The sequence below is a fragment of the uncultured Microbacterium sp. genome (assembly GCF_963521645.1).
GTDB lineage: Bacteria > Actinomycetota > Actinomycetes > Actinomycetales > Microbacteriaceae > Microbacterium.
In genome coordinates this window covers 54,025-76,459 of sequence record NZ_CAUQVQ010000007.1, presented here as the reverse complement: position 1 = coordinate 76,459, position 22,435 = coordinate 54,025, and the positions used below count along the sequence as shown (strand labels likewise).

General features: G+C 68.2%; 19 protein-coding genes and 1 pseudogene. 2 read left to right on the top strand and 18 right to left on the bottom strand.

Annotated features, from left to right (window positions below; all coding sequences use genetic code 11):
- On the top strand, positions 1-652 hold a 652-nt coding region (locus RWO82_RS03625), incomplete at its 5' end, for a hypothetical protein (protein WP_314423449.1).
- A 90-nt stretch (positions 653-742) separates the two neighbouring features.
- Here the strand turns inward: RWO82_RS03625 and RWO82_RS03620 are convergent.
- The 7 genes from RWO82_RS03620 to rsmA form a co-directional block, all read right to left on the bottom strand.
- Positions 743-1,861 carry a sugar-binding protein gene (locus RWO82_RS03620; RefSeq protein ID WP_314423446.1) on the bottom strand — a complete coding sequence of 373 codons (1,119 nt, stop codon included), beginning with the start codon at positions 1,859-1,861 and terminating at the stop codon, positions 743-745.
- A gap of 61 nt (positions 1,862-1,922) precedes the next feature.
- Positions 1,923-3,278 (bottom strand): multiple monosaccharide ABC transporter permease, encoded by a 1,356-nt coding sequence (gene mmsB, locus RWO82_RS03615; RefSeq protein ID WP_314423443.1) that lies wholly within the window; start codon positions 3,276-3,278, stop codon positions 1,923-1,925.
- A complete protein-coding gene (mmsA, locus tag RWO82_RS03610; RefSeq protein WP_314423456.1) occupies positions 3,275-4,795 on the bottom strand; it encodes a multiple monosaccharide ABC transporter ATP-binding protein in 1,521 nt (506 codons plus the stop codon). The genes mmsB and mmsA overlap by 4 nt, the downstream gene beginning before the upstream one ends.
- Positions 4,796-4,950: 155 nt before the next feature.
- Positions 4,951-5,964 (bottom strand): LacI family DNA-binding transcriptional regulator, encoded by a 1,014-nt coding sequence (locus RWO82_RS03605; RefSeq protein WP_314423441.1) that lies wholly within the window; start codon positions 5,962-5,964, stop codon positions 4,951-4,953.
- 89 nt (positions 5,965-6,053) lie between these two features.
- Entirely contained in the window at positions 6,054-6,986 is a 933-nt protein-coding gene (locus RWO82_RS03600) for a 4-(cytidine 5'-diphospho)-2-C-methyl-D-erythritol kinase (RefSeq protein WP_314423438.1), read from the bottom strand.
- A 12-nt stretch (positions 6,987-6,998) separates the two neighbouring features.
- Complete coding sequence (locus RWO82_RS03595) at positions 6,999-8,066, bottom strand: aldo/keto reductase (RefSeq protein WP_314423435.1); 1,068 nt, start codon at positions 8,064-8,066, stop codon at positions 6,999-7,001.
- Between the two features lie 9 nt (positions 8,067-8,075).
- Positions 8,076-8,945 (bottom strand): 16S rRNA (adenine(1518)-N(6)/adenine(1519)-N(6))-dimethyltransferase RsmA, encoded by an 870-nt coding sequence (rsmA, locus tag RWO82_RS03590; RefSeq protein WP_314423432.1) that lies wholly within the window; start codon positions 8,943-8,945, stop codon positions 8,076-8,078.
- 73 nt (positions 8,946-9,018) lie between these two features.
- Between rsmA and RWO82_RS03585 the strand changes: the two genes are divergently transcribed.
- On the top strand, positions 9,019-10,296 hold the full coding sequence (locus RWO82_RS03585; protein ID WP_314423429.1) for an MFS transporter: 1,278 nt from the start codon (positions 9,019-9,021) through the stop codon (positions 10,294-10,296).
- Here RWO82_RS03585 and RWO82_RS03580 read toward each other — a convergent pair.
- The 11 genes and pseudogenes from RWO82_RS03580 to rsmI all read right to left on the bottom strand — a co-directional run bounded on the left by RWO82_RS03580 (position 10,278) and on the right by rsmI (position 22,377).
- Positions 10,278-11,168, bottom strand: a complete 891-nt coding sequence (locus tag RWO82_RS03580; protein ID WP_314423426.1) for a TatD family hydrolase — start codon at positions 11,166-11,168, stop codon at positions 10,278-10,280. The genes RWO82_RS03585 and RWO82_RS03580 overlap by 19 nt on opposite strands.
- A 43-nt stretch (positions 11,169-11,211) precedes the next feature.
- A pseudogene (locus tag RWO82_RS03575) lies at positions 11,212-11,547 on the bottom strand (class I tRNA ligase family protein); the annotation flags it as partial.
- 38 nt (positions 11,548-11,585) lie between these two features.
- Positions 11,586-13,127: a molybdopterin-dependent oxidoreductase gene (locus RWO82_RS03570; protein ID WP_314423423.1), complete on the bottom strand. Its 1,542-nt coding sequence runs from the start codon at positions 13,125-13,127 to the stop codon at positions 11,586-11,588.
- Between the two features lie 43 nt (positions 13,128-13,170).
- On the bottom strand, positions 13,171-14,340 hold the full coding sequence (locus RWO82_RS03565) for a family 1 glycosylhydrolase (RefSeq protein ID WP_314423421.1): 1,170 nt from the start codon (positions 14,338-14,340) through the stop codon (positions 13,171-13,173).
- 12 nt (positions 14,341-14,352) lie between these two features.
- On the bottom strand, positions 14,353-16,074 hold the full coding sequence (locus tag RWO82_RS03560; protein ID WP_314423419.1) for an ABC transporter ATP-binding protein: 1,722 nt from the start codon (positions 16,072-16,074) through the stop codon (positions 14,353-14,355).
- 5 nt (positions 16,075-16,079) lie between these two features.
- Positions 16,080-16,994, bottom strand: coding sequence for an ABC transporter permease (locus RWO82_RS03555; protein ID WP_314423416.1), 915 nt, complete (start codon positions 16,992-16,994; stop codon positions 16,080-16,082).
- Entirely contained in the window at positions 16,991-17,971 is a 981-nt protein-coding gene (locus RWO82_RS03550) for an ABC transporter permease (protein WP_314423413.1), read from the bottom strand. Before RWO82_RS03550 ends, RWO82_RS03555 begins: the two co-directional genes overlap by 4 nt.
- On the bottom strand, positions 17,968-19,632 hold the full coding sequence (locus RWO82_RS03545; protein WP_314423410.1) for an ABC transporter substrate-binding protein: 1,665 nt from the start codon (positions 19,630-19,632) through the stop codon (positions 17,968-17,970). Before RWO82_RS03545 ends, RWO82_RS03550 begins: the two co-directional genes overlap by 4 nt.
- Before the next feature lie 141 nt (positions 19,633-19,773).
- Positions 19,774-20,880: a LacI family DNA-binding transcriptional regulator gene (locus RWO82_RS03540; protein WP_314423408.1), complete on the bottom strand. Its 1,107-nt coding sequence runs from the start codon at positions 20,878-20,880 to the stop codon at positions 19,774-19,776.
- Between the two features lie 43 nt (positions 20,881-20,923).
- Positions 20,924-21,562: a class I SAM-dependent methyltransferase gene (locus RWO82_RS03535; RefSeq protein WP_314423405.1), complete on the bottom strand. Its 639-nt coding sequence runs from the start codon at positions 21,560-21,562 to the stop codon at positions 20,924-20,926.
- Entirely contained in the window at positions 21,562-22,377 is an 816-nt protein-coding gene (rsmI, locus tag RWO82_RS03530; RefSeq protein WP_314423404.1) for a 16S rRNA (cytidine(1402)-2'-O)-methyltransferase, read from the bottom strand. Before rsmI ends, RWO82_RS03535 begins: the two co-directional genes overlap by 1 nt.
- Positions 22,378-22,435 lie beyond the last annotated feature (58 nt).

The window sequence follows — 22,435 nt, the reverse complement described above, 5'->3', positions numbered from 1 at the left end:
CACCGACACCGCATCGCACACCTCTACCGGGCCGGCGCAGCCGAGTCAGCGGGCGCTCGAGCTCGCAGCGTGCATGGACGACTCCGGCACCACACGTTGCCTCGACGCCACCGGTCCTCGCGAGCCGGCCCCGTCCCGAGACGGCGTGGAGCCGGGTGCGCCCGCGACGCCGCCGATCGCCATCACGGACCTCGTGCGGTTCGCACCGCCTCCCGTCACAGCGAGCGCGGACCCGGGGAACATGGGTATTGCCGACCTCCCCACGAACGTCATCGCCTCGGCGGAGGTGCACGTCCGAACCGGTGAGCTGTTCGGCATCCCTCTGACAGTGCGCTTCTCCCCCACCACGTACGTCTATGACTACGGGGACGGGAGCACGACGAGCACGGCCTCCGCCGGCCTCACCTGGGAGCAGCTCGGTCAGGCGCAGTTCACCCCGACTCCGACCAGCCACGTGTATCGCGACCGCGGCACATACGCCGCCCGCGCCGATGTCGTCTTCAGCGCAGAGGTCGACATCGGAAGCGGGTGGGTCCCCGTGTCGGGGCAGATCACCACTCCGGGAATCCCGCAGGAGATCCGCATCCTCGACGCCCGTACCGCTCTGGTCGCCCACACGTGCGTCGAGGATCCGCGGGGTGCGGGCTGCTGACGGTCCCCCTCACGACAGCGAGCCGCCCGGACCCGAAGGTCCGGACGGCTCGTCTGCTGGTGAGCGGATCCGCTGTGACGCGGGCGCTGCTTACTGGTACGACTCGACGATCTCGAGGAGGCTCGGAACGTTGGCGTATGCCTCGGCTGCGTTCTCCTTGGTCACGATGATCGGGTCGAGCAGGTATGCCGGAACGATCTTCGAGCCGTTGTCGTAGGACTCCTCGTCGTTCACGTCGACGGTCTCGCCCTTCTGCAGCTGGCCGACCATGGTGATGGCCTGCTCGACGAGCAGCGTGGTGTCCTTGTTGATCGTGGAGTACTGCACGCCCTCCATGATCGACTTGACCGACTCGACCTCGGAGTCCTGACCCGTGACGACCGGGACGGGCTTGCCCGCCTGCTGCACCGACGTGATGATGGCGCGAGCGAGGGTGTCGTTCGGCGACAGCACACCGTCGAGGACCGTGTCACCGCTGTACGACGAGGTCAGCAGCGTGTCCATGCGGTTCTGCGCGTTCTCCGGGAGCCATCCCTCGGTCGCGGTCTGCGCGATCTCGGTCTGACCCGACACCACGTTCAGCGTGCCGTCGTCGATCTTGTCCTGCAGCACGCTCATGGCGCCGTCGAAGAAGACCTTCGAGTTGGCATCGTCGGGCGAGCCCGAGAACAGCTCGATGTTGTACGGAGCCTCGTGACCGGCACGCTCGGCGAGACCGTCGAGCAGCGCCTGGCCCTGCAGCTCGCCGACCTTGAAGTTGTCGAACGCGACGTAGTAGTCGACGGCCTCGGTGTTCTCGATGAGACGGTCGTACGCGATCACGTAGGCGCCGGCATCCTTCGCCGCCTGCACCTGCGTGGCCAGCTGCTTGCCGTCCTTCGCGCCGATGATGATGACCTTGGCGCCGTTGGTGACCATGGCCTGGATCTGGTTCTGCTGCTCGGCGACCGTGTTGCTGGCGGGGGCGTACTGCACGTCGGCCTTGAAGCCGGCCTCCTCCAGGCCGTCGGTGAACAGCTTGCCCGCGAGGACCCAGTTCTCACTGGTCTTGTCGGGAAGCGCGACACCGATCGACGAGTCGGCCGCGAAGCCCGCGGTCTCTTCGCCCGATCCCGAACCCGTGTCTCCGCCTCGCTCGGCCGAGCAGCCGGTGAGTGCGAAGGCAGCCGTCGCGACGAGCGCTGTCGCTGTGACGATGATCTTCTTCATGTGATCTCTTTCTGTGTGATGTTGACGGAACCCCCGCGCGAGCACTGCGCGAGGACTCCGCTTACTCGCTCCGCGTCTTTTCGACGGGCGGAGCCTGGTAAGTCTTGTTGGGTTCGAACACCGGTGACGCCTCGGGGTCGTCCTTGCGGCCGAAGCGACGCGTCATGAATCCGATGATCGAGGGGCGACCCTGCTGCTTGTTCCAGACGTCGATGCCGACCGCGAGCAGGAGCACGAGGCCCTTGATCATCGAGACGACGTCGGCGCCCTGGCCGAGCAGCGCGAGGCCGTTGTTGAGGAACGCCATGACCAGACCACCGATGATCGATCCGATCACCGTGCCGATGCCGCCGGCGACAGCCGCGCCACCGATGAAGACCGAGGCGATCGCGTCGAGCTCCCAGCCGGTGCCGTCGTTCGGACCGGAGGCCTGCGAACGGGCGACGAAGATCATGCCGGCGAGAGCGGCCATGACCGACATGTTCATCATCACGAAGAAGTCGACCCAACGGTCCTTGACACCCGACAGGCGAGCCGCCTGACGGTTGCCGCCGACGGCGTAGATGTGACGGCCGAACACGGTGTTGCGCGTGATGAAGGAGTAGACGATGACCAGGACCAGGAGGATGATGCCGGGGACCGGGAAGCTGGTGCCGGGTCGACCGGTGGCGAACATCCAGCCGGCGGCGAGCACCACGGCCGACAGGAGCACGACCTTGACCGTGCTGACCCACACCGGAGCGCTCTCGGAGCCCATCTTGTGCTGGATGCGGCGGGTGCGGATCTCCCAGAAGATGAGCCATGCGACTCCGAGCAGCGCCAGGATCATGGTCGGCACGTTGAAAGGCAGCGGCAGGGCGATCTCAGGCAGGTACCCGGTTCCGATGTACTGGAACTCCTTGGGGACCGGGATGGTCTGCGCGTCGCCGATGAACTGCTGCGCACCGCGGAAGAACAGCATTCCCGCGAGAGTCACGATGAAGGCGGGGACGCCGACGTACGCGACCCAAAAGCCTTGCCAGGCACCCACCAGAGCTCCGACGCCGAGTCCGAGGAGGATCGCGAGCGGCCAGGGGAGGTTCCAGTCGGCCATCGACTTCGCCACGATGATGCCCGTGAATGCGGCCACCGAGCCGACCGAGAGGTCGATGTGGCCCATGATGATGACCATCACCATGCCGATCGCCAGGATCAGGATGAACGAGTACTGGTTGATGACGTTGATCAGGTTGCCCGGAGTCAGCGTCGCTCCGGCGGGGTTCCTCAACAGAGTCATGATCTCGAAGAAGAGGATGATGACGATGAGGCTGCCCAGGATGCCGAACTGGCGCAGCGACGAAGTGCCGTTGCTTCCGAACATCTTGCGGATGTCGCCGAAGTGGAAGCCGCGCTTCGTTGTCGTGATGTCGGTGGTCATGCGGATGCTTTCTGAGTAGCGGAGGTCATGCTGCGCATGAGGGCCTCGGGTGTCGCCTGGTCGGCCGGGATGCAGTCGGTGACCCGACCTTCGAAGACTGTGTAGATGCGGTCGGAGATGCCGAGCAGCTCGGGCAGTTCGCTGGAGATCACGATGACACCCTTGCCCTGCGCGGCGAGTTCGTTGATGATCGCGTAGATCTCGTACTTGGCGCCGACGTCGATGCCGCGCGTGGGCTCATCGAGGATCAGCAGGTCGGGGTCGGTGAACATCCACTTCGCCAGCACGACCTTCTGCTGGTTTCCACCGGAGAGCTTGCCCACGCCCTCTTCGACGGACGGCGCCTTGATGCGCAGAGCCTTGCGGTACTGCTCGGCGATCGAGTACTCGGCCCGCTCGTCGACGACGCCGCGCTTGGAGATCTTGGAGAGCTTCGCAGCGACGGTCGAGCGCTTGATCGTGTCGAGCAGGTTGAGGCCGAGCACCTTGCGGTCCTCGCTCACGTACGCCAGCCCGTGCTTGATCGCCGAGGCGACGTCGGGCAGCGAGATCTCCCTGCCGTCCTTCACGATCGTGCCGGACTGGAAGTTGCCGTACGAGCGCCCGAAGATGCTCATCATGAACTCGGTGCGTCCGGCGCCCATGAGACCGGCGATGCCGACGACCTCGCCGCGTCGCACGTTGATGTTCGAGCCCTTGACGACCATGCGCTCCGACACCGTCGGGTGCTGGACCCACCAGTCCTTGACCTCGAAGAACACCTCGCCGATCTCGGGAGTGCGATCGGGGTAGCGGCTCTCGAGCGAACGCCCCACCATGCCGCGGATGATCCGGTCCTCGTTGATCTCGCCGCGGGAGACGTCGAGCGTCTCGACCGTGCGCCCGTCGCGGATGATCGTGATCTCGTCGGCGATCTGCTCGATCTCGTTGAGCTTGTGGCTGATCATGATCGACGCGATCCCCTTGGCCTTGAGGCCGAGGATCAGATCGAGCAGGTGCTGCGAGTCGTTCTCGTTCAGAGCCGCGGTGGGCTCGTCGAGGATGAGCAGCTTCACGTCCTTGTTGAGCGCCTTGGCGATCTCGATCAGCTGCTGCTTGCCGACGCCGAGGCTCTTGATCGAGACGTCCGGGTTCTCACGGAGTCCGACGCGAGCGAGGAGCTCGATGGCACGCTGTCGCTGCGCCTGCCAATCGATCCTGCCGAAGCTGCGGATCTCGTTGCCGAGGAAGATGTTCTCGGTGATCGACAGCTCGGGGATGAGCGCGAGCTCCTGGTGGATGATCGCGATGCCGGCCTGCTCGCTGGCGGCGATGTCGCGGAATCGCTGCTCCTCGCCGTACAGCAGGATCTCACCGTCGTACGAGCCGTAGGGATACACCCCCGACAGCACCTTCATCAGGGTCGACTTCCCCGCGCCGTTCTCGCCGCAGATCGCATGGATCTCGCCGGCTCTGACGGTGATGGACACATCGGACAGCGCTTTGACCCCCGGGAACTCCTTGGTGATGCTGCGCATCTCCAGGATGGGGCCAGACACGACCGGCAACGTTGCTGTGGTGCTCACAAGATCTTCCTCGCGACGGGCGGCCACAGACGATGTGACCGTTCACATTGGATTACATAGTCTACGCTCGCCGAAGCGGTGTCAAGACCACCCGCGAAAATGTGGCCTTATCGAGGTGCCGACGATTCCCGGGTGCGCAGGGTCGTCTGCAGGGGTCCGAACACCGGCGTCTCCTCGCCGCGGATCTGGGCGAGAAGCAGACGCACGGCGCGGCGGCCGAGCTCGGGGAAGTCCTGATGCACAGTGCTGAGCGTGGGCGCGACGTGCGCCGCGACCGGGATGTCGTCGAACCCCACGACGCTGACGTCGTCGGGCACCCGGATGCCGGCATCGCGGAAACCGTGCAGCAGACCGATGGCCATCTGGTCGTTCGCGACGAAGACCGCGGTGAAATCGCGTCTGCGCGACAGCTCCTGGCCGGCGAAGTATCCGAAATCGGCGGTCCAGTCACCGCGGATCGGGGGGAAGGTGGGCAGATCCGCCTCCCGCAGCGCATCGAGGTACCCCCGCATCCTCGACTCCGCCTCGACCCAGTCCTGCGGCCCGGCGATGTGGAGGATGTCGCTGTGACCCAGTCTGATCAGGTGCTCCGTCGCCGTGCGGGCACCGGTGACCTGATCGGCCGAGAGGCTCACGCCGTCGGAGCCCGAGGCCGTCTGCAGCGACACGAACGGGATGTCGACGGCCATCCCCCGCAGCACGTGGAACACCCGCACCTGCGGGGCCAGCACCACGATGCCGTCGACCTGCTCGCGCGTCAGCTGTCGGAGGGCGTTGCCGATCGCCTCGGGCGACGTCGCCGACAGATTGAGCGTCGAGACGGAATAGCCCTCTTCACGGGCGGCGTCCTCGATCCCGACGATCGATGACGTGGGTCCGAACTCCCCCACGGTCGCCGACAGGATGCCCAGCATGTTCGACTTGCTCGTCACCAGGGCCCGGGCCGCGAGGTTCGGACGGTAGTCGAGCACCGAGATCGCGTCGAGCACCTTCGCCTTGGTCTCGGGCCGGATGCTGGGGTGATCGTTGAGCACACGCGAGACGGTCTGGTGGGACACGCCGGCCAGACGGGCGACATCGCGGATGCTCGGCATCCTGGCTCGCTCAGAGGCGGTGGACATTGCATCGCCTCCTTGCATGTGCACGGTCACATCGTCATCTCATTATGTACGCACGGCACACCGAACGCACCTCGGGTGCCCGCAGAGGCTCAGCCGACGATGCGCGCGCCCGGCACGGGGCCGTGCACGTGCAGCGAGTCGAATCCGTGATCACGGAGCTCGTTCTGCACGCGCTGAGCGCTCTCGGGGCTGTCGCACAGCAGCGCCACGGTGGGTCCCGATCCCGACACGATGCCCTGCAGAGCGCCGGCATGGATGCCGCGCAGGATCGTCGTCTCGAGGTCGGGGCGCTCGTGCAGCGCCGCCTCCTGGAGGTCGTTGTAGATGCTCTCCGAGAGCAGCTCCGGATCGCCCGAGCGCAGCGCCTGGAGCACGGGCACCGGTACATCGAGCGAGAGAGGGGGGTCGTCGGCGAGCGCGCCCTGCTCATCGCGGAGCGCGTCGAGCCGGCCGTAGACGACGGGCGTCGAGAGTCCCTCTTCGCTCGTGACCAGCACCCAGTCGAACCGTCCGCGCGCGAGTGCCGGATTCAGCTGGTCACCGCGCCCCGTCCCCACGGCGGTGCCGCCGTGCAGCGCGAACGGAACGTCGGCGCCCAGCCGCGCCGCGAGCTCGTGCAGCCGCGCGGTCGAGAAACCGGTGCCCCAGAGGGCATCGCACGCGACGAGCGCAGCGGCGGCGTCCGCCGAGCCTCCGCCCATGCCGCCCGCGACGGGAACGCTCTTGCGCACCTCGAGCGCGACTCCCCCCTCGTACTGGGCCGCGGTCGCGAGGAGCTTCGCCGCCCGCATCGCGAGGTTGCGATCGTCGAGCGGGACGCTGTCGGGGTCGTCCACCCCGGACACCGTGATCGAGAAGTCGTCGGCGTGACGAGCGATCACGTCTTCGTAGAGCGAGACGGCCTGGAAGACCGTCGCAAGGGCGTGGTAGCCGTCATCGTGTCGCCCGCCGACCCCGAGATAGAGGTTGATCTTGCCGGGCGCGCGCACATGCACGGCGGGCGGCGAGGAGGCGAGACTCATGATGCGCTCCCGTCAGAGCTCCGTCGACGACGCCCAGAGGTCGACGTCGATCGACCCCGAGAGCTCGTCGATGCGGGCGAGCTCCTGAGGCGTGAACGCGGGACCGCTGAGGGCTGCGATGTTCTCGTCGAGCTGCGCCGGGCGCGAAGCGCCGACCAGCGCCGACGCGACCACCGGGTCGCGCAGCGTCCACTGCAGCGCGAGCTGAGCGAGCGACTGGCCCCGCTCGGTCGCGATGTCGTTCAGCGACCGCAGCGTCTGCACGGCGTCGTCGGACAGCGGAGCATCCGGGAGCGAGCCGCGCTTCTGCGCCCGCTGCGCGGTGCCGTCACCGAGGTACTTGTCGGTCAGCAGCCCCTGCGCCAGAGGCGTGAAGGCGATGGCCCCGACGCCGGACTGACGGAGCGTGTCTGTCAGACCGTCTTCCACCCACCGGTTGAGGATCGAATACGCGGGCTGGTGGATCACGAGCGGGGTGCCGAGATCCTTCGCGACCGCGAGCGCCTCGGCCGTGCGCTCGGCACTGTACGACGAGATGCCGACGTAGAGCGCCTTGCCCTGGCGCACGAGGGTGTCGAGGGCGGACACCGTCTCGGCGACCGGCGTCACGGGGTCGGCCCGATGCGAGTAGAAGATGTCGACGTAGTCGAGCCCCATGCGGGTGAGCGACTGCTCGGCGCTGGCCAGGATGTACTTGCGGCTCCCGTAGTCGCCGTAGGGGCCCGGCCACATGTCCCATCCGGCCTTGGACGAGATGATCAGCTCGTCCCGATAGGGACGGAAGTCCTCGGCGAACAGGCGCCCGAAGTTCTTCTCGGCGGAGCCGTACGGCGGGCCGTAGTTGTTCGCGAGGTCGAAGTGCGTGATGCCGCGATCGAAAGCGTGCCGCAGCAGCTCGCGCTGGTTGTCGAGCGGGATGTTGTCGCCGAAGTTCCACCAGAGGCCCAGCGAGATCGGGGGCAGGAAGAGCCCCGAGGTGCCGACCTGGCGATACTCGAACTGCGCGTAGCGGTTCTCGTCGGCCGTGTACGGCCGGTGCAGTTCGGGGATGTTCGGACGGAAGCGGGGCGAGTCGGTCACGGTGCCAGATTAGTCGGTGACGACGGCATCTTCGATCAGGGCGACGTGCTGCGCGATGCGGTGGTAGTCCTCGACCGTCAGGTCCTCGCCGCGGGCGGTCGGTGCGACTCCGGCCGCGAGCAGGATCTCGGATGCCGCGGCGGAGCTGCCGAGAAGACCCGACAGCGCCTGGCGCAGCATCTTGCGTCGCTGATTGAAGGCGGCGTCGACGATCGCGAACGTGCGGCGACGCTCCTCCTCCGAACCGCGTTCGCCCTCGGAGCGGTCGAAGCCGACGAGCAGGCTGTCGACGTTGGGCACCGGCCAGAACACCTGCCGGGACACGGTTCCGGCGAGGCTCCAGTCGCCGTACCAGGCGGCCTTGACGCTGGGCGATCCGTAGATCTTGGAGCCCGGCTCGGCCGCCAGACGCTCGGCGACCTCGGACTGGACCATCACGACGCCGCGCGTGAGGTACGAGAAGTGCTCGAGGAAGTGCAGCAGCACCGGCACCGAGACGTTGTAGGGCAGGTTCGCGATGAGCACGGTGGGCTCGCCGGGGAGTTCGGTGATGCGCAGCGCGTCGGCGTCCACGACCGTGAGCTGCCCCTCGGGGACCCCGTGCTCGACGACCGTCTGCGGCAGTCGGGCTGCGAGACGATGATCGATCTCGACCGCGGTGACCGATGCGCCCGTCTCGAGGATCGCGAGCGTGAGCGAACCGAGGCCGGGCCCGACTTCGACGACCCGCTCACCGGGCTGCACTCGCGCCGCATGCACGATCTTGCGCACGGTGTTCGCGTCGACCACGAAGTTCTGTCCGAGCTTTTTGGTCGGAGTGACGTCGAGCTCGGCGGCGAGGCGGCGGATCTCGGAGGCGCCGAGCAGGGTGACTGTCATTGCTCCATTCTCCCTCACCGCCCGCCCCTTCCACGCCTCCGCCGATGTCCGAACCGGCCAGTAGTCTTCTGTGATGCCTTCCCTCGGTGAACTGATCGCACCACGACGCATGGGCCGGGACTTCCGCTGGCTTCTCGCGTCTTCGTGGACGAGCAACATCGGCGACGGCGTCGCCCTGGCCGCCGCCCCCCTGCTCATCGCGTCGATGACGTCATCGCCGATCCTCGTCGCCGCGGGAGCCATCATGCAGTTCCTCCCCTGGCTGCTCTTCGGTCTGCACGCCGGCGCCGTCGCCGACCGCTTCGATCGACGCAGGCTCGTGATGTTCGCGAACGGCGCTCGAGCGGTCGTGCTCGCATCCCTGTGCGTGTTCCTGCTCACGGGCACCGCGAACATCTGGATCGTCCTGGCGGTCGCCTTCCTCTACGGCACGGCCGAGGTGTTCGTCGACACGGCGGGCAGCACGCTGCTGCCGATGCTCGTGAAGCCGGCCGATCTCGGCGTCGGGAATGCCCGCCTGCAGGCCGGATACCTCGTCGCGAACCAGTTCGCCGGCCCTCCCCTGGGAGCCTTCCTCTTCGCGGCGGGCACGGCGTGGCCCTTCCTGGTGGAAGTGCTCTGCGTGCTTCTCGCGGTCGCGCTCATCTCGCGCATGGCACGCACTCCCGTGCCTCCGCGCAGCGCCGGGGCGGAGAGCAGGACGCACGTGCACACCGACATCGCCGAAGGTCTGCGATGGCTCTGGCGCAACCCGCCCGTGCGGATGCTGGTGCTGATCATCCTCGTGTTCAACGTCACGTGGGCCGCCCCGTGGGGCGTGCTGGTGCTCTACGCGACCGAGCACCTGAACATGGGCGCGGTGGGATTCGGCGCCCTGACGACCGCGTCCGCGATCGGCGGCATACTCGCCACGCTGAGCTTCGGATGGCTCGAGCGACACGTGTCGTTCGCGACGCTCATGCGCGTGGTGCTCACGCTCGAGGTGCTCATGCACCTCGCCTTCGCACTCACGAGCACCGGGTGGGTCGCACTCGTCATCATGTTCTTCTTCGGGGCCTACGCGTTCGTATGGGGCACGATCTCGACCACCGTGCGTCAACGGCTCGTGCCGGCCGAGCTGCAGGGCCGGGTCTCGTCGGTCAACATGGTCGGCGTGTTCGGCGGCATGGTGATCGGTCAGGCTCTGGGCGGCGTGATCGCCCAGGTCTGGGGGCTGACCGCGCCCTGGTGGTTCGCCTTCGTCGGCGCCGCACTCACGCTGCTGCTCGTATGGAGGCCGATCTCGCAGATCGTGTCGGCGAAGCCGGTCTCCGACACGCAGGCGATCGAGGTTCAGTCGAACGAGCCGTAGACCCGCAGGGTGTTCTCGGCGAGCTGCGCAGACAGCTCATCGACCTCGATGCCCAGCTCAGCGGCCATGAACCGCACCGTGATCGGCACCAGGTAGGGAGCGTTCGGTCGGCCACGCAGCGGGGTCGGTGTGAGGAACGGCGCATCCGTCTCGACCAGGATGCGATCGAGCGGCGTCACCCTCAGCGCATCCCGCAGATTCTGGGCGTTCTTGAACGTGACGTTGCCGGCGAAGGACAGGTGGTAGCCCGCGTCCGCGCAGAGACGGGCCATCGCCGCATCGCCCGAGAAGCAGTGGAACACGGTCTTCTCCGGCGCCCCGACGCGCGTCAGCGTCTCGAGGACGGCGTCGTGCGCGTCGCGGTCGTGGATCTGCATCGCGATGTCGTGCTTCTTCGCGAGCGCGATGTGCGCCTCGAACGACTCGAACTGAGGGGTGCGACGATCGGGCTCTGTGCGGAAGAAGTCGAGTCCGGTCTCGCCGATCGCTCGCGTCCGGGGGTGAGCGGCGAGCTCGTCGATCACCGCGATGGCCTCGTCGAGACCGACGCCGCCGAGGCGCCCCTCCTCGGCATAGGTCGGCGCATCATTCGGATGGATCGCCACCGCGGCGAGCACGCGATCGTCCGACGCCGCCGCCTCGACGGCCCAGCGCGAGGACTCGATGTCGCCGGACGCCTGCACGACGCCCGCGATCCCGACCGCCTCGGCCCTGTCGAGCTGTTCGGTCAGCGACAGCGGCTCATCGCCGTCGAGGATCTCGAGGTGCGCGTGGTTGTCATACACGGGCACGGCGAGGGCCTCGGGAGCCGCGGGGTACCGCAGATCCCGACGCCCGTCGCCGTCACGTCGCTGCACGTACGTCTCGGGCATGGCTCAGGCGTTCGGCTCCACCCGCGGGAACAGCGGGCTGACGCTGGAAGAACGTCTGCACGTTGGTCTCATGGCGCTCCTGCGTGGTGCGGATGAAGTCGTCGTTCGCGACGTCGAGCGTCTTCAGGAGCGGGAACCACGACTCGGTCACGAGCTTGTCGACCCACTCCTGCGGGGTGACGTTGTTCGCCGCCGCGGCGCGGAGCATCTTCTGTCCGTGCTCGTCGGTGCCCGTGAGCATCCACGTGTCGTCGCCGCCCTGACGGTGCCAGCGCGCGAGCGCGTCGACCGCCACCGAGGTGTACCCATGACCGATGTGCGGAACATCGGAGGGGTAGTAGATGGGCGTGGTGATGTAGAACGACTCGCCTGCGGGCATGGGGACAATTCTAGGTGGGATGCCGGAGGTCGTGACGCTCAGCCGACCGACACCTCGATGCGGTGCCAGCCTTGGGCGCCGTCGGGCACGACGTCGGCCGGCTCGGATGTCTGCGTCTCGCCGTCCGCGCTGATCGCACGGCACTCGATCGTGTGCGCTCCGGCCTCGGCCCTCCAGTCGAGCCGCCACTGCACCCAGGTGTCGTCCGAGATCGCCGCGCCGAGCTCGGCTCGACGCCACTCGCCGTCGTCGATGCGCACCTCGACGCCCTCGACACCCACGTGCTGCTGCCAGGCCATGCCGGCGATCACGGCATCGCCCGACTCGAGCCGTGTTCCCCGACGCGGCACGTCGATGCGCGACTGCAGCTTGATCGGTCCGCGCTCCGACCACCCGCGGTCGGTCCAGTACGCGGTCGCCCTGTCGAACCGGGTGACCTCGAGATCGGTCACCCATTTGGTCGCCGACACGTAGCCGTAGAGCCCGGGCACCACCATGCGCACCGGGAAGCCGTGCTCGAGGGGCAGCGGATCGCCGTTCATGCCGACCGCGAGCAGCGCGTCGCGATCGTCGGTGAGCGCCTCGATCGGAGTGGAGGCGGTGAAACCGTCGGAGGAGCGGGACAGCACCATGTCGGCGCGCGGATCGACGCCGGCGCGCGCGAGCAGCTCGCGCACGGGATGGCCGAGCCAGAGCGCGTTCCCGATCAGATCACCGCCCACCTCGTTCGACACGCAGGCGAGGGTGACGTGAGACTCCTGCATCGGCAGGGTCAGCAGCTCGTCCCACGTGATCACGACCTCGCGATCGACCATCCCGTGGATGCGCAGCGACCAGTCCGCCGGATCGATGCGCGGCACGATCAGCGCCGTGTCGATGCGGTAGAACCGCGAGTTCGGCGTGACGACGGGTGCGAGGCCCGCGATGTCGAGCTCGGCCCCGGCGGGAACCGCCGCAGCGGGGCGAGCTGCGGCCGGCAGGCGCAGCGCCTCACGCACCGCCTCGATCGAGCGGGTCGCCCCACGAGCGACGTTGGCCACCACGAGCGCCGCGGCACCGGTGACAGCGACCCCGACTGTCCAGAGCAGGAACCGACGCCGCTCCTCGGCGTCCGGGCGCGCGAACGGAACGGGATGGAGTCTGCGCACGAGCAGGCGGAGCGCGACGACGGCGGCGATGCCCGCGACCAGTCCGGGGAGCCAGGCGAACGGCCCCGCACCCGGACGGATCATCGCGGCCACGAGCGCGACGAGGCCGAGCACGGCGAGGATCGCCGATCCCACGCCCGCCCTGAGGGACTCCAGGATGCCGGAGAGCGCGGCGACCGCCGCGAGGACCACCGCGATCCCGGTGATCAGCGCGATCTTGTCGGCGGTGCCGAACAGCGCGATCGCGGCATCCTTGGCCCAGCTCGGTGCGAGGTCGATCAGCGAGCCGCCGATCACTGCGAACGGGCTCGCCGCCGGTTCGACGAGAGCGGCCACCAGCTCCGCCAGACCGACCGCGACGGCCGCCGCGCTCAGCCCGGCGGCCGCCGACCGGAGCCTGTCTCCGCGCGTCGCGCGGACTGAGTGGGTCATGATCCGAGGGTAGCCCCGGGGCGGCGCCCCGGGGCCGTGCGGCTCAGAGACCGTTGCGTCGCGCGACCTCGCCGAGCCAGGCGAGCGACGGCTTCGGCGAGCGCTCGAACGTCTCGTGGTCGAAGCCGATCAGCCCGAAGGTCGGACGGAATCCACTGGCCCACTCATAGTTGTCGAGCGCACTCCAGTGCTGGTACGCCTTGACCTCGATCCCGTCGGAGATCGCGCGGTGCAGTCCCTCCAGCGCGCCCTGCGTGTAGGCGATGCGGCGCGTGTCGTCGGCTGTCGCGATGCCGTTCTCGGTCACCAGCACCGGCACGCCGCCGCTGCGCTCCCAGGCGCTGCGCACGCCCATCTCGAGCGCCTCGGGGAAGAACTCCCACCCCGTGAGAGTGGTCTCGGCGTCGTCGGCGACGGGTCGCGGACCCTCGGGACCGATGAAGGTGCGCGTGTAGGCCTGCACGCCGACGAAGTCGTCGCCGGCCGACTGGTCGAGGTACCAGTGGTCACGGGGGTCGCCGTACGCGGCGAGCATCTCGTCGGCGCCGGGCTCGCCGGTGGAGTGGAACGCCTGTGTCGCGATGGTCCAGCCGGCCTGCACGCCCGAGACGGAGTGCAGGATCTCGGACGCACGGTGGTGCGCGTCGAGCAGGGTGTCGGCGACCGCGAGATCGGGGTTCGGAAGGCCGAACGCCACGAGGTTCGCGGCATCCTCTCCCCCGGCGAGCATCGCGGCGATGTTCGGCTCGTTGATCGTGCACACGTAGGTCACGCCGTCGAGGATCGGCAGCACGGTCTCGACATAGCGCGAGAACAGGTCGACCGCGTCGTCCGCGCGCCAGAACCCGTCCTTCTGGAACCACTGCGGCACCGTGAAGTGCATCAGCGTCACCGTCGGGTCGAGGCCGTTCTCGCGGGCGGTGTCGATCATGCGGCGGTAGTGATCGAGCATCGCGCGAGACACGAAGCCGCGCTCGGGCTCGATCCGGGCCCACTCCACCGAGAAGCGGTAGGAGTTCAGACCGGCATCCGCCAGCAGGCGCATGTCCTCCGGATACCGGTGGAAGTGGTCGGCGGCGTCGCCCGAGGGCTCCACCATGGGCGAGCCGGGAGCATGCTCCATGGCCCACCAGTTGCTGGTCGTATTGTTCCCCTCCACCTGATGGGCTGCGGTCGCAGCGCCCCAGAGAAAGCCGTCAGGGAATGTGAGCACGAGTGCTCCTCTCTATTTCGAGATCCGGGATGGGTTCGGCACGGCGTCGAGCAGCTGCACGGTGTAGTCGTCCTCCGGGTGCTGGAGCACCTGAGCGGTCTCGCCGCGTTCGACGACGCGTCCGCGGTTGAGCACGAGGATGTTCTCGGTGACGAGGCGCGCGCTCAGCAGGTCGTGCGTGATGTAGAGCATGCTGATGCCCCACCGCTCGCGCAGGTCCTCGAGGAGCGCGAGTACCCCGGCCCGCAGCGACACGTCGAGCATCGACACCGGTTCGTCCGCGATCAGCACCTGCGGGTCGCTGGCCAGCGCGCGTGCGATGACGACGCGCTGCCGTTGACCGCCCGAGAGCTGATGCGGCAGCTTGGCGGCGAACTGCTCGACCGGAGTCAGGCCCACGGTCTCGAGCAGTTCGAGCACGCGGGCACGTGCCTCGTCACCGCGCAGGCGCGTGTAGTTGCGGATCGGTCGGCTGAGCGCGTACTCGACCGTGTGCAGCGGATTGAGTGCCGCATACGGGTCTTGGAACACCATCTGCACGTCCTTGCGCAGGTCGCGCAGCCCCGCGCGGCGCAGCGACGCGACGTCGACGTCGCCGAAGCGCACGGTGCCTTCGGTCGGCTTCTCGACCCCGGTGATGAGCTTCGCCAGGGTCGACTTGCCCGAGCCCGAGGCACCCACGAGCGCGAGCGCCTCCCCCGGCTCGAGACGGAACGACACGTCGTCGACCGCTGTCACCGGATCCTCTCCACGACGCGGCGCCGGATAGCGCTTGGACACGCCCTCGACCACGATCGCGGCGTCCGCCCGGCGGGTGTCCCGCTGTGAGACCGTCGGCAGAGTCTCGGTCAGGTCCGTGCGCGCGCGTCCCTCGCGGCGGCGGGTGCCGAGGTCGACGAAGCCGGGGATCGAGATCTTCTCGGCACGGGGATCGGCGTAGTGGCTCAGCAGCATCCGCGTGTACTCGTCCTGCGGACGGTGCAGGATGTCGAGGCTCGGAGCGTCCTCGACGATCCGCCCCTCGTGCATGACCATCACCCGGTCTGTCGCCTCGAGCACGATGCCCAGGTCGTGGCTGATGAGGATCGCCGTGAAGTGCTCGGAGCGCTGCAGATCCTTGATGGTGTCCATGACCGCGTGCTGCACGAGCACATCGAGTGCCGTGGTCGGCTCGTCGAACACCATCAACTGCGGCTCGAGCGACAGGGCCAGCGCGATCGATGTGCGCTGACGCATACCTCCCGAGAGCTCGCTCGGATACCGGGCCAGCACTGCCGGGTCGAGCCCGACCTTGCCGATCAGCTCCCGCGCCCTGGCATCCCGGTCGTCTCGGGCGACGTGACCGTGCGCGGCGAAGATGTCGCGGAAGTGGTTGCCGATCGTGCGCACGGGGTTGAGCGCGTTCATGCCCGACTGCAGCACCATCGCGAAGCCGCCCTCACGCTGCCGCCGGAGCTCCTCGGCGTCGAGCTCGCGGATGTCGCGACCGTCGAACAGGATGCGCCCGTCGCTGATGCGCGCCGGCGGCTTCTGCAGCCGCGTCAGCGCGAACCCGAGCGTCGACTTGCCCGAGCCGGACTCGCCGACCAGGCCGACGAACTCGCCGCGGCGCAGCGTGAACGAGACGTTCTCGACGGCCGTGACGGGGGTTGCGCCCGGTGAGGCGTATTCGACCGACAGGCCCTGGACGTCGAGCAGCACATCGTTCACGGTCGCGGGTGTGTTCGCATCCATCGCGCTCATCGTCCCTTCCCCTCTCGCAGGCGCGGATTCGAGATGCCGTCCACGCCGAAGTTGATCAGTGTCAGGCTCAGGGCGAGCAGGGCGATGCACAGACCCGGGGCGAACAGCAGCAGCCACTGCCCCGTGAGCAGGGAGTTGGAGTTCTGCGCCCAGTAGAGCATGGTGCCCCAGCTGACGATGCTGGAGTCGCCGAGCCCGAGGAACTCGAGCCCTGCCTCGGCGAGGATCGCCGCGGTCGCCGCACCGAAGAGAGTGCCCGCGATGATCGAGGTCATGTTCGGCAGGATCTCGCGGAACACGATGCGCGCCCGACTGTCGCCCGAGAACTGCGCCGAGGTGACGAAGTCGTTGCCTCGCAGCGACTGGGTCTGACTGCGCAGCACTCGCGCGCCCCAGGCCCAGCCCGTGACGACGATCACCGCGATGATCATCAGGATGCCGCCGTTCTGCAGGTATGCCGCGATCACGATCATGAGCGGGAGACCCGGGATCACGAGGAAGAGGTTGACGATGAAGCCGACCACCTCGCCCAGGAAGCCGCGCATGTAGCCCCAGCTGAGACCGATCAGCACCGCGACGATCGTCGACAGGATGCCGGCCGCCATGCCCACGAGCAGGCTGATCTGCGAACCGTAGATCAGCTGGCTCAGCACGTCTTCGCCCGCCGCGGTGGTGCCGAGCCAGTGCGCGGCCGACGCGTCGGCATTGCGCTCGAACGTGTTGTCCTTCGGACCGTACGGCGCGAGCAGCGGTGCGAACACCGCGACGAGCACGAACAGGCCGAGGATGATGAGGCCCAGTCGGGCCTTGCCGTTCGACCAGAGCGTGCCCACCATCCGGGCGAACGAGCGCCACGGGCTGGGAGCCGCGATCCGGTCGGAGGGAACCTTGACATTCATGGTGGAGGTCATCGGCGGGTCCTTGGATCCAGCACGCCGTACAGGATGTCGACGAGGAAGTTGGCGACGAGCACGCTCACGGTGATCATCAGGAAGAGCGCCTGCATGAGCGGGTAGTCCTGCCCGATCACGGCGTTGAAGAGCAGGTACCCGATGCCGGGGTAGCCGAACACCTGTTCCACGAGGATGGATCCGCCGACCACTCCGCCGAGCGTGAGCCCGAAGCCGGTGAGATTCGGCAGGATCGCGTTGCGGGCGGCATAGCGGACGGCGATCGTGCGACCGTGCAGACCGTTCGCCTCGGCGAAGGTCACGTAGTCCTCACCCAGCGTGTTGATCATCGCGTTGCGCATGCCGATGATCCATCCGCCGAGCGAGGTCAACAGGATCGTGAGCGCCGGCAGCACCGCATGCTGCACGAGATCGACGATGAAGTCCCAGCTGAAGGCGGGAGTCGTGGTCGCCGCGTACGCTCCCGTGGTCGGGAACCAGTGCAGCACGTAGCCGAAGAAGAACAGCAGCAGCAGCGCGGTCCAGAAGTACGGGAAGGTGCTGAGGAACGACCCCGTCAGCGTGGGCAGCGAGTCGAGCCAGGTGCCGCGACGCCAGGCCGCCGCGACGCCGATCAGCGTGCCGATCACGAACGCGAGGATCGTGACGATGCCGACCAGGCCGATCGTGTACGGCAGGGCGGTGGAGACCATGCTCGACACGGTCTGCGGGTAGAACGTGTACGAGACGCCGAAGTCGAGTCGTGCCACCTGTCCGAGATAGGAGACGTACTGCTCCCAGATCGACCCGGTCGGCACGCCCAGCTGGGCCTCGATCGCGGCGCGCGTGGCGTCGGACACGGGGCCGTTCTGCGCGAGCTTGGCGATCGCCGCGTCGGCGGGAGAGCCGGGCATGAGCCGCGGGAGGAAGAAGTTCAGGGTGACCGCCGCCCACAGGGTGAGGACGAAGAGTCCGATCTTCTGGAGGACGTACTTCATCGGTCGCCCTCCTTCACGCGCTCGAGCCGGGTGAAGATGCCCAGCGGAGCCGAGTCGTAGTTCTGCGGAATCATGTAGGGGTCGTCCTCTGAGGGCCAGCCGGTGAACTTGGCGTCGTTGAACAGGCCCCAGATTCCGCCGTAGTACAGCCCGATCACGGGCAGCTCGTCGTACACGATGCCCTGGAGCTCGTTCACGATCTCGGTCTGACGGTCCGGATCGACCGTCTCGCGATACTCGGCGAGCAGAGCATCCGCCTCGTCCGAGCGGTACCGCTGGAAGTTGTTCGCGGTGGCTTCTCCGGAGGGCACGTAGAACTCGCTCGAGAGCAGGTTGTTGTAGGCCTGGTAGACGTCGCCGTTGCCCATGCCGCCGATCGCCATCTCGAAGTCGCCGTTGCTGATGGCGCTCTGGTATCCGGCCGGCTGCGGGAGCTTGAGCGTCACCTTGACGCCGACGTCGGCGAGCTGGCTCTGCACGGTCTGCGCCGCACGGGTCCAGTCGGAGTAGCCGTTCGCGGTGGTCAGGGCGAATTCCAGCTGCTCCCCATCGGGACCCACGAGACGGTCGCCCTGCAGCGTGTACCCCGACTCACCGAAGGCCGCCAGCGCAGCATCCGTGTCCTGGGTGATCATGCCCGCATCGGGGATGCTCGGGTCGAGGTACTCCTCCTGGTTCGGGAGGATGAGTCCGGTCTGACCGGCGGGCTGCATGTATCCCTCGGAGGCGGTCTCGGCGATCTCCGCGCGATCGAGCGCGAGGGCGAGGCCGCGGCGCACGTTCACGTCGTCGAAGGGCGCGACCTCGAGGTTCGGCATCAGCGCGATCACGCCTCCCGGTGGGAACCACCAGGCGTTGTGCTCGCTGGCCGCACCCCAGGTGCCCTCGACGTCGGAGATGAACGAGTACGCCCAGTCGTATCCGCGGGTGACGGTGTCGAGCTGCGAGTTCGTGGACGGCAGGATGATGTGCTCGATCTCGATCTTGTCGGCCTGCCAGTAGTCGGGGTTCTTGTCGACCGAGTACTGCTGGTCGTTGTAGTTGCCCAGCACGAACGGCCCGGTGCCGACGGGCTCCTCGTTGCGGTACGTGCCCGGGTCCTTCACATCCGCCCAGAGGTGCTCGGGGACGATCATCGTCTGACCGAGGATGGGCAGCGAGGGCGCGTCATCCGTCTGCAGGTGCATGACGACGTCGTCGCCCTCGACCTCGACGGTCTCGAGGTGCTGCCAGGCGCCCTTGATGTCGAGCGAGGGGTTGTCCTTCAGCAGCTGGAACGTGAACGCCACGTCGTCCGGCGTCAGCGTCTCGCCGTCGCTCCACTCGACGCCGCCTCGGATCGTCATCACGATCGTCCGGGCGTCGGGCTGCGACCATTCGCTCGCGAGCCACGGGTTCAGGGTTCCGTCGAGCGGATTCACCAGGATCAACGGCTCGTAGATCCACCTCGACGCCGTGCGCGTGTTCGTCAGATACGGGTTGAAGTTCCGCGTGAAGAAGGGGTTTCCCTTGTCCGCGTTGATGAGCATCGTGTCGTCGCCGATCGATGGATCGGGCTGCGAACTGATCTGGATGCTGCAGCCGCTGAGCACGACGGCTGCCGCCGCCAGTCCCACGATCGCGGCTCTGCGCCAGCGTCGGAGCATGTGCGTCTTCGCCACACTGCCACCTCATGTCGTCTGTGTCATGAAGGGGGTCCCACGGTTCGGGGCACCCCGCGGCCGGAGCCGCCTGGCAATTGTAAGCGCATACATTTGCGGAATGCAAGGCCCGTGAAGCTCTCGGGCAATCGAGAGCAGGGGTCACTCCGGACGCTGAGAGCTCTCCCGGACGAGGATCTGCAGAGGCAGACGCACGGTGATCGGCTCGGCATCCGGCTGTTCGAGTCGGCGCGCGAGCAGCTGCACCGCCGCTCGTCCGAGGTCGATCATCGGCTGGCGCACCGTGGTCAGGGCGGGCCGTGACAGTGCCGCTGCCTCGATGCCGTCGAAGCCGGTGACCCGCACGTCCGCGGGGACCCGGACGCCGGCCGAGCGGAAGGCGTCGATCGCGCCGAGCGCCATCTGATCGTTCGCGGCGACCAGGGCGGTCGGCACGCCGCGGGCGATCAGCTCCTCCCCCGCGCGCCGACCGGACGCTCGGGTGAAGTCGCCTCGCAGCACCGTCACCTCATCGAGCGCGATGCCGGCCTCGGCGACGGCATCCGCGAAGCCCTCCCAGCGCTGCGCACCGTCGGGCGAATCTTCGGGGCCGCCCAGGTAGGCGAGACCTCCGGGGTCGGACTCGGCGAGCACGAGGCGGGTGATCTCCGCCATCGCCTCGGCATTGCTCACCGTGACGTGATCGTAGTCGTCGCCTCGCGCGGGGCCGGAGAGCACCACGACGGGGATCCTCTGCGCGAGTCGCGCGAGCACATCGTCGGGCACGCTCTGCGCGAGCACCATCAGTCCGTCGACGCGACCCGCGATGTCGCGCACGGTCTCGCGGGTGGGGTCATCACGGCCGACGCCGATCATGAGCACGAAGCCCTGCTTCCATGCCTCCAACTCGGCACCGCGCAGCACCTCGTCGAGGAAGAGCATGGTCGGATGCGGAGCCGCCGATTCCGCGGTATCGACCGAGACGGTGAAGGGCGGTGTCGACGCCGGCGTGCGCGCGAGCGCGTCGAGCGGCGGAGCATCGTCCGAGGCGTCGAAACCGGGGAAGTACAGTCCGATGACACCGGTCCGTCTCTCGGCCAGTCCGCGGGCGCTGCTGCTGGGCACATAGCCCAGCGCGGTGACGGCATCCAGCACCCGCTCGCGCGTGACGGGCCGCACAGCATCCGGCTGCCGCAGCACACGCGACACTGTCGCGATCGACACTCCGGCGCGCTCTGCGACGTCGTAGACGGTCGCCTTCTTGCTCACGCGGGGTCCTCCTCGGGGTGGGTGTGCACCAGGGTACCTGCGGTCAGGCCGCACGCCGGTCCGACCGCCGGCGCGCAGCCACCGAGGCATGGGCGCGGATGCTCAGCTCGCCGGGCTCTCGGCCGCGGGCCTCACTCGCGACGACCTCGAAACCGGCGTCGGTCAGCATCGCGCCCAACGACTCGGCCGACCAGAAGTACGCCGGCACCACAGCATGCTCGAAGGGCTCTCGCGGCTCGCCGTCGAAGAAGCCGATCAGGATGCTGCCGCCCGGGGCGACCACCCGCGCGAACTCGTCGAGGATCTCGGGAAGGCCGTCGGGAGGCGTGTGGATCAGCGAGTACCAGGCGAGCACGCCGCCGACCGAGCCGTTCGCGAGCGGAAGCTCACGGAAGGATCCCCGATCGAAGACGATGTCGGGATGCCGCTGCCGCGCGCGGTCGACGAACTCCGCCGACAGGTCGATCCCGCGCACCTCGCGGCCGCGCTCTGCGAGGAAGGCGGTCCAGTGCCCCGGCCCGCACCCGGCATCCAGCAGCGCGCCCTCGGTGTCATCGCGCCACCGCGCGATCACGGCCGCATCGCGCGCATCCATCTGCTCGACCGCGCCGAGGGCCGCGACGTACTCCGCAGCACGAGCGTCATAGGCCGCGGCGATCGCGGCATCCGTGCCGGCGCGCATCAGCGGGCGGCGAGCGCTGCCTGATACAGGTCGCGTGACGACAGCCCGGTGGCCGCGGCGACCTCGGCGCACGCGTCTTTCAGGCGGACTCCGGAGGCGACCAGCCGCTGCACCTGCACGAGGGCGTCTTCGGCCGAGGACTCCCGTGGCGCCGCCCCCTCTACGACGACCACGATCTCGCCCTTGACGCCCGCGGTCGCCCACTCGACGAGCTCCGTCGCCGTGCCCCGACGCACCTCCTCGTAGAACTTCGTCAGCTCACGGCACACCGCGATGCGCCGGTCCTCCCCGAAGACCGTGCCCATGTCGGCGAGCGACGACGCGAGGCGTGCGGGCGACTCGAAGAAGACCATCGTGCGGGGTTCGGTCGCGAGAGCGCGAAGACTCGACCGCCGCTCCCCCGGCTTGCGCGGCAGGAAGCCCTCGAAAGTGAAGCGGTCGGTCGGCAGCCCCGAGATCGCGAGAGCCATGATGACGGCGCTCGGGCCCGGGATCGCGGTCACCGTCACGCCCTGTGCGACGGCCTCGGCGACCAGCGCGTATCCCGGATCGCTGATCGCGGGCATCCCCGCATCGCTGACCACCACGATGTCCTGCTCGATCGCGAGTGCCGCGAGCTCGGCCGACTTCTGCTTCTCGTTGTGGTCGTGCAGCGCGATCAACCGCGGCCTGTTCTCGATCTGCAGCGCCTGCAGCAGCCGTCCGGTCGTGCGCGTGTCCTCCGCGACGACGACCTCGGCGTTCTCGAGCACCTCGATGAGTCGGCGGGATGCATCCCCGAGGTTTCCGATCGGGGTGGCGGCGAGGATGATCACCCGCCCAGCTTAGGCCGACCGACTCGGACGGCCGTCGGAGACCCCGGTTGTCTAGGCT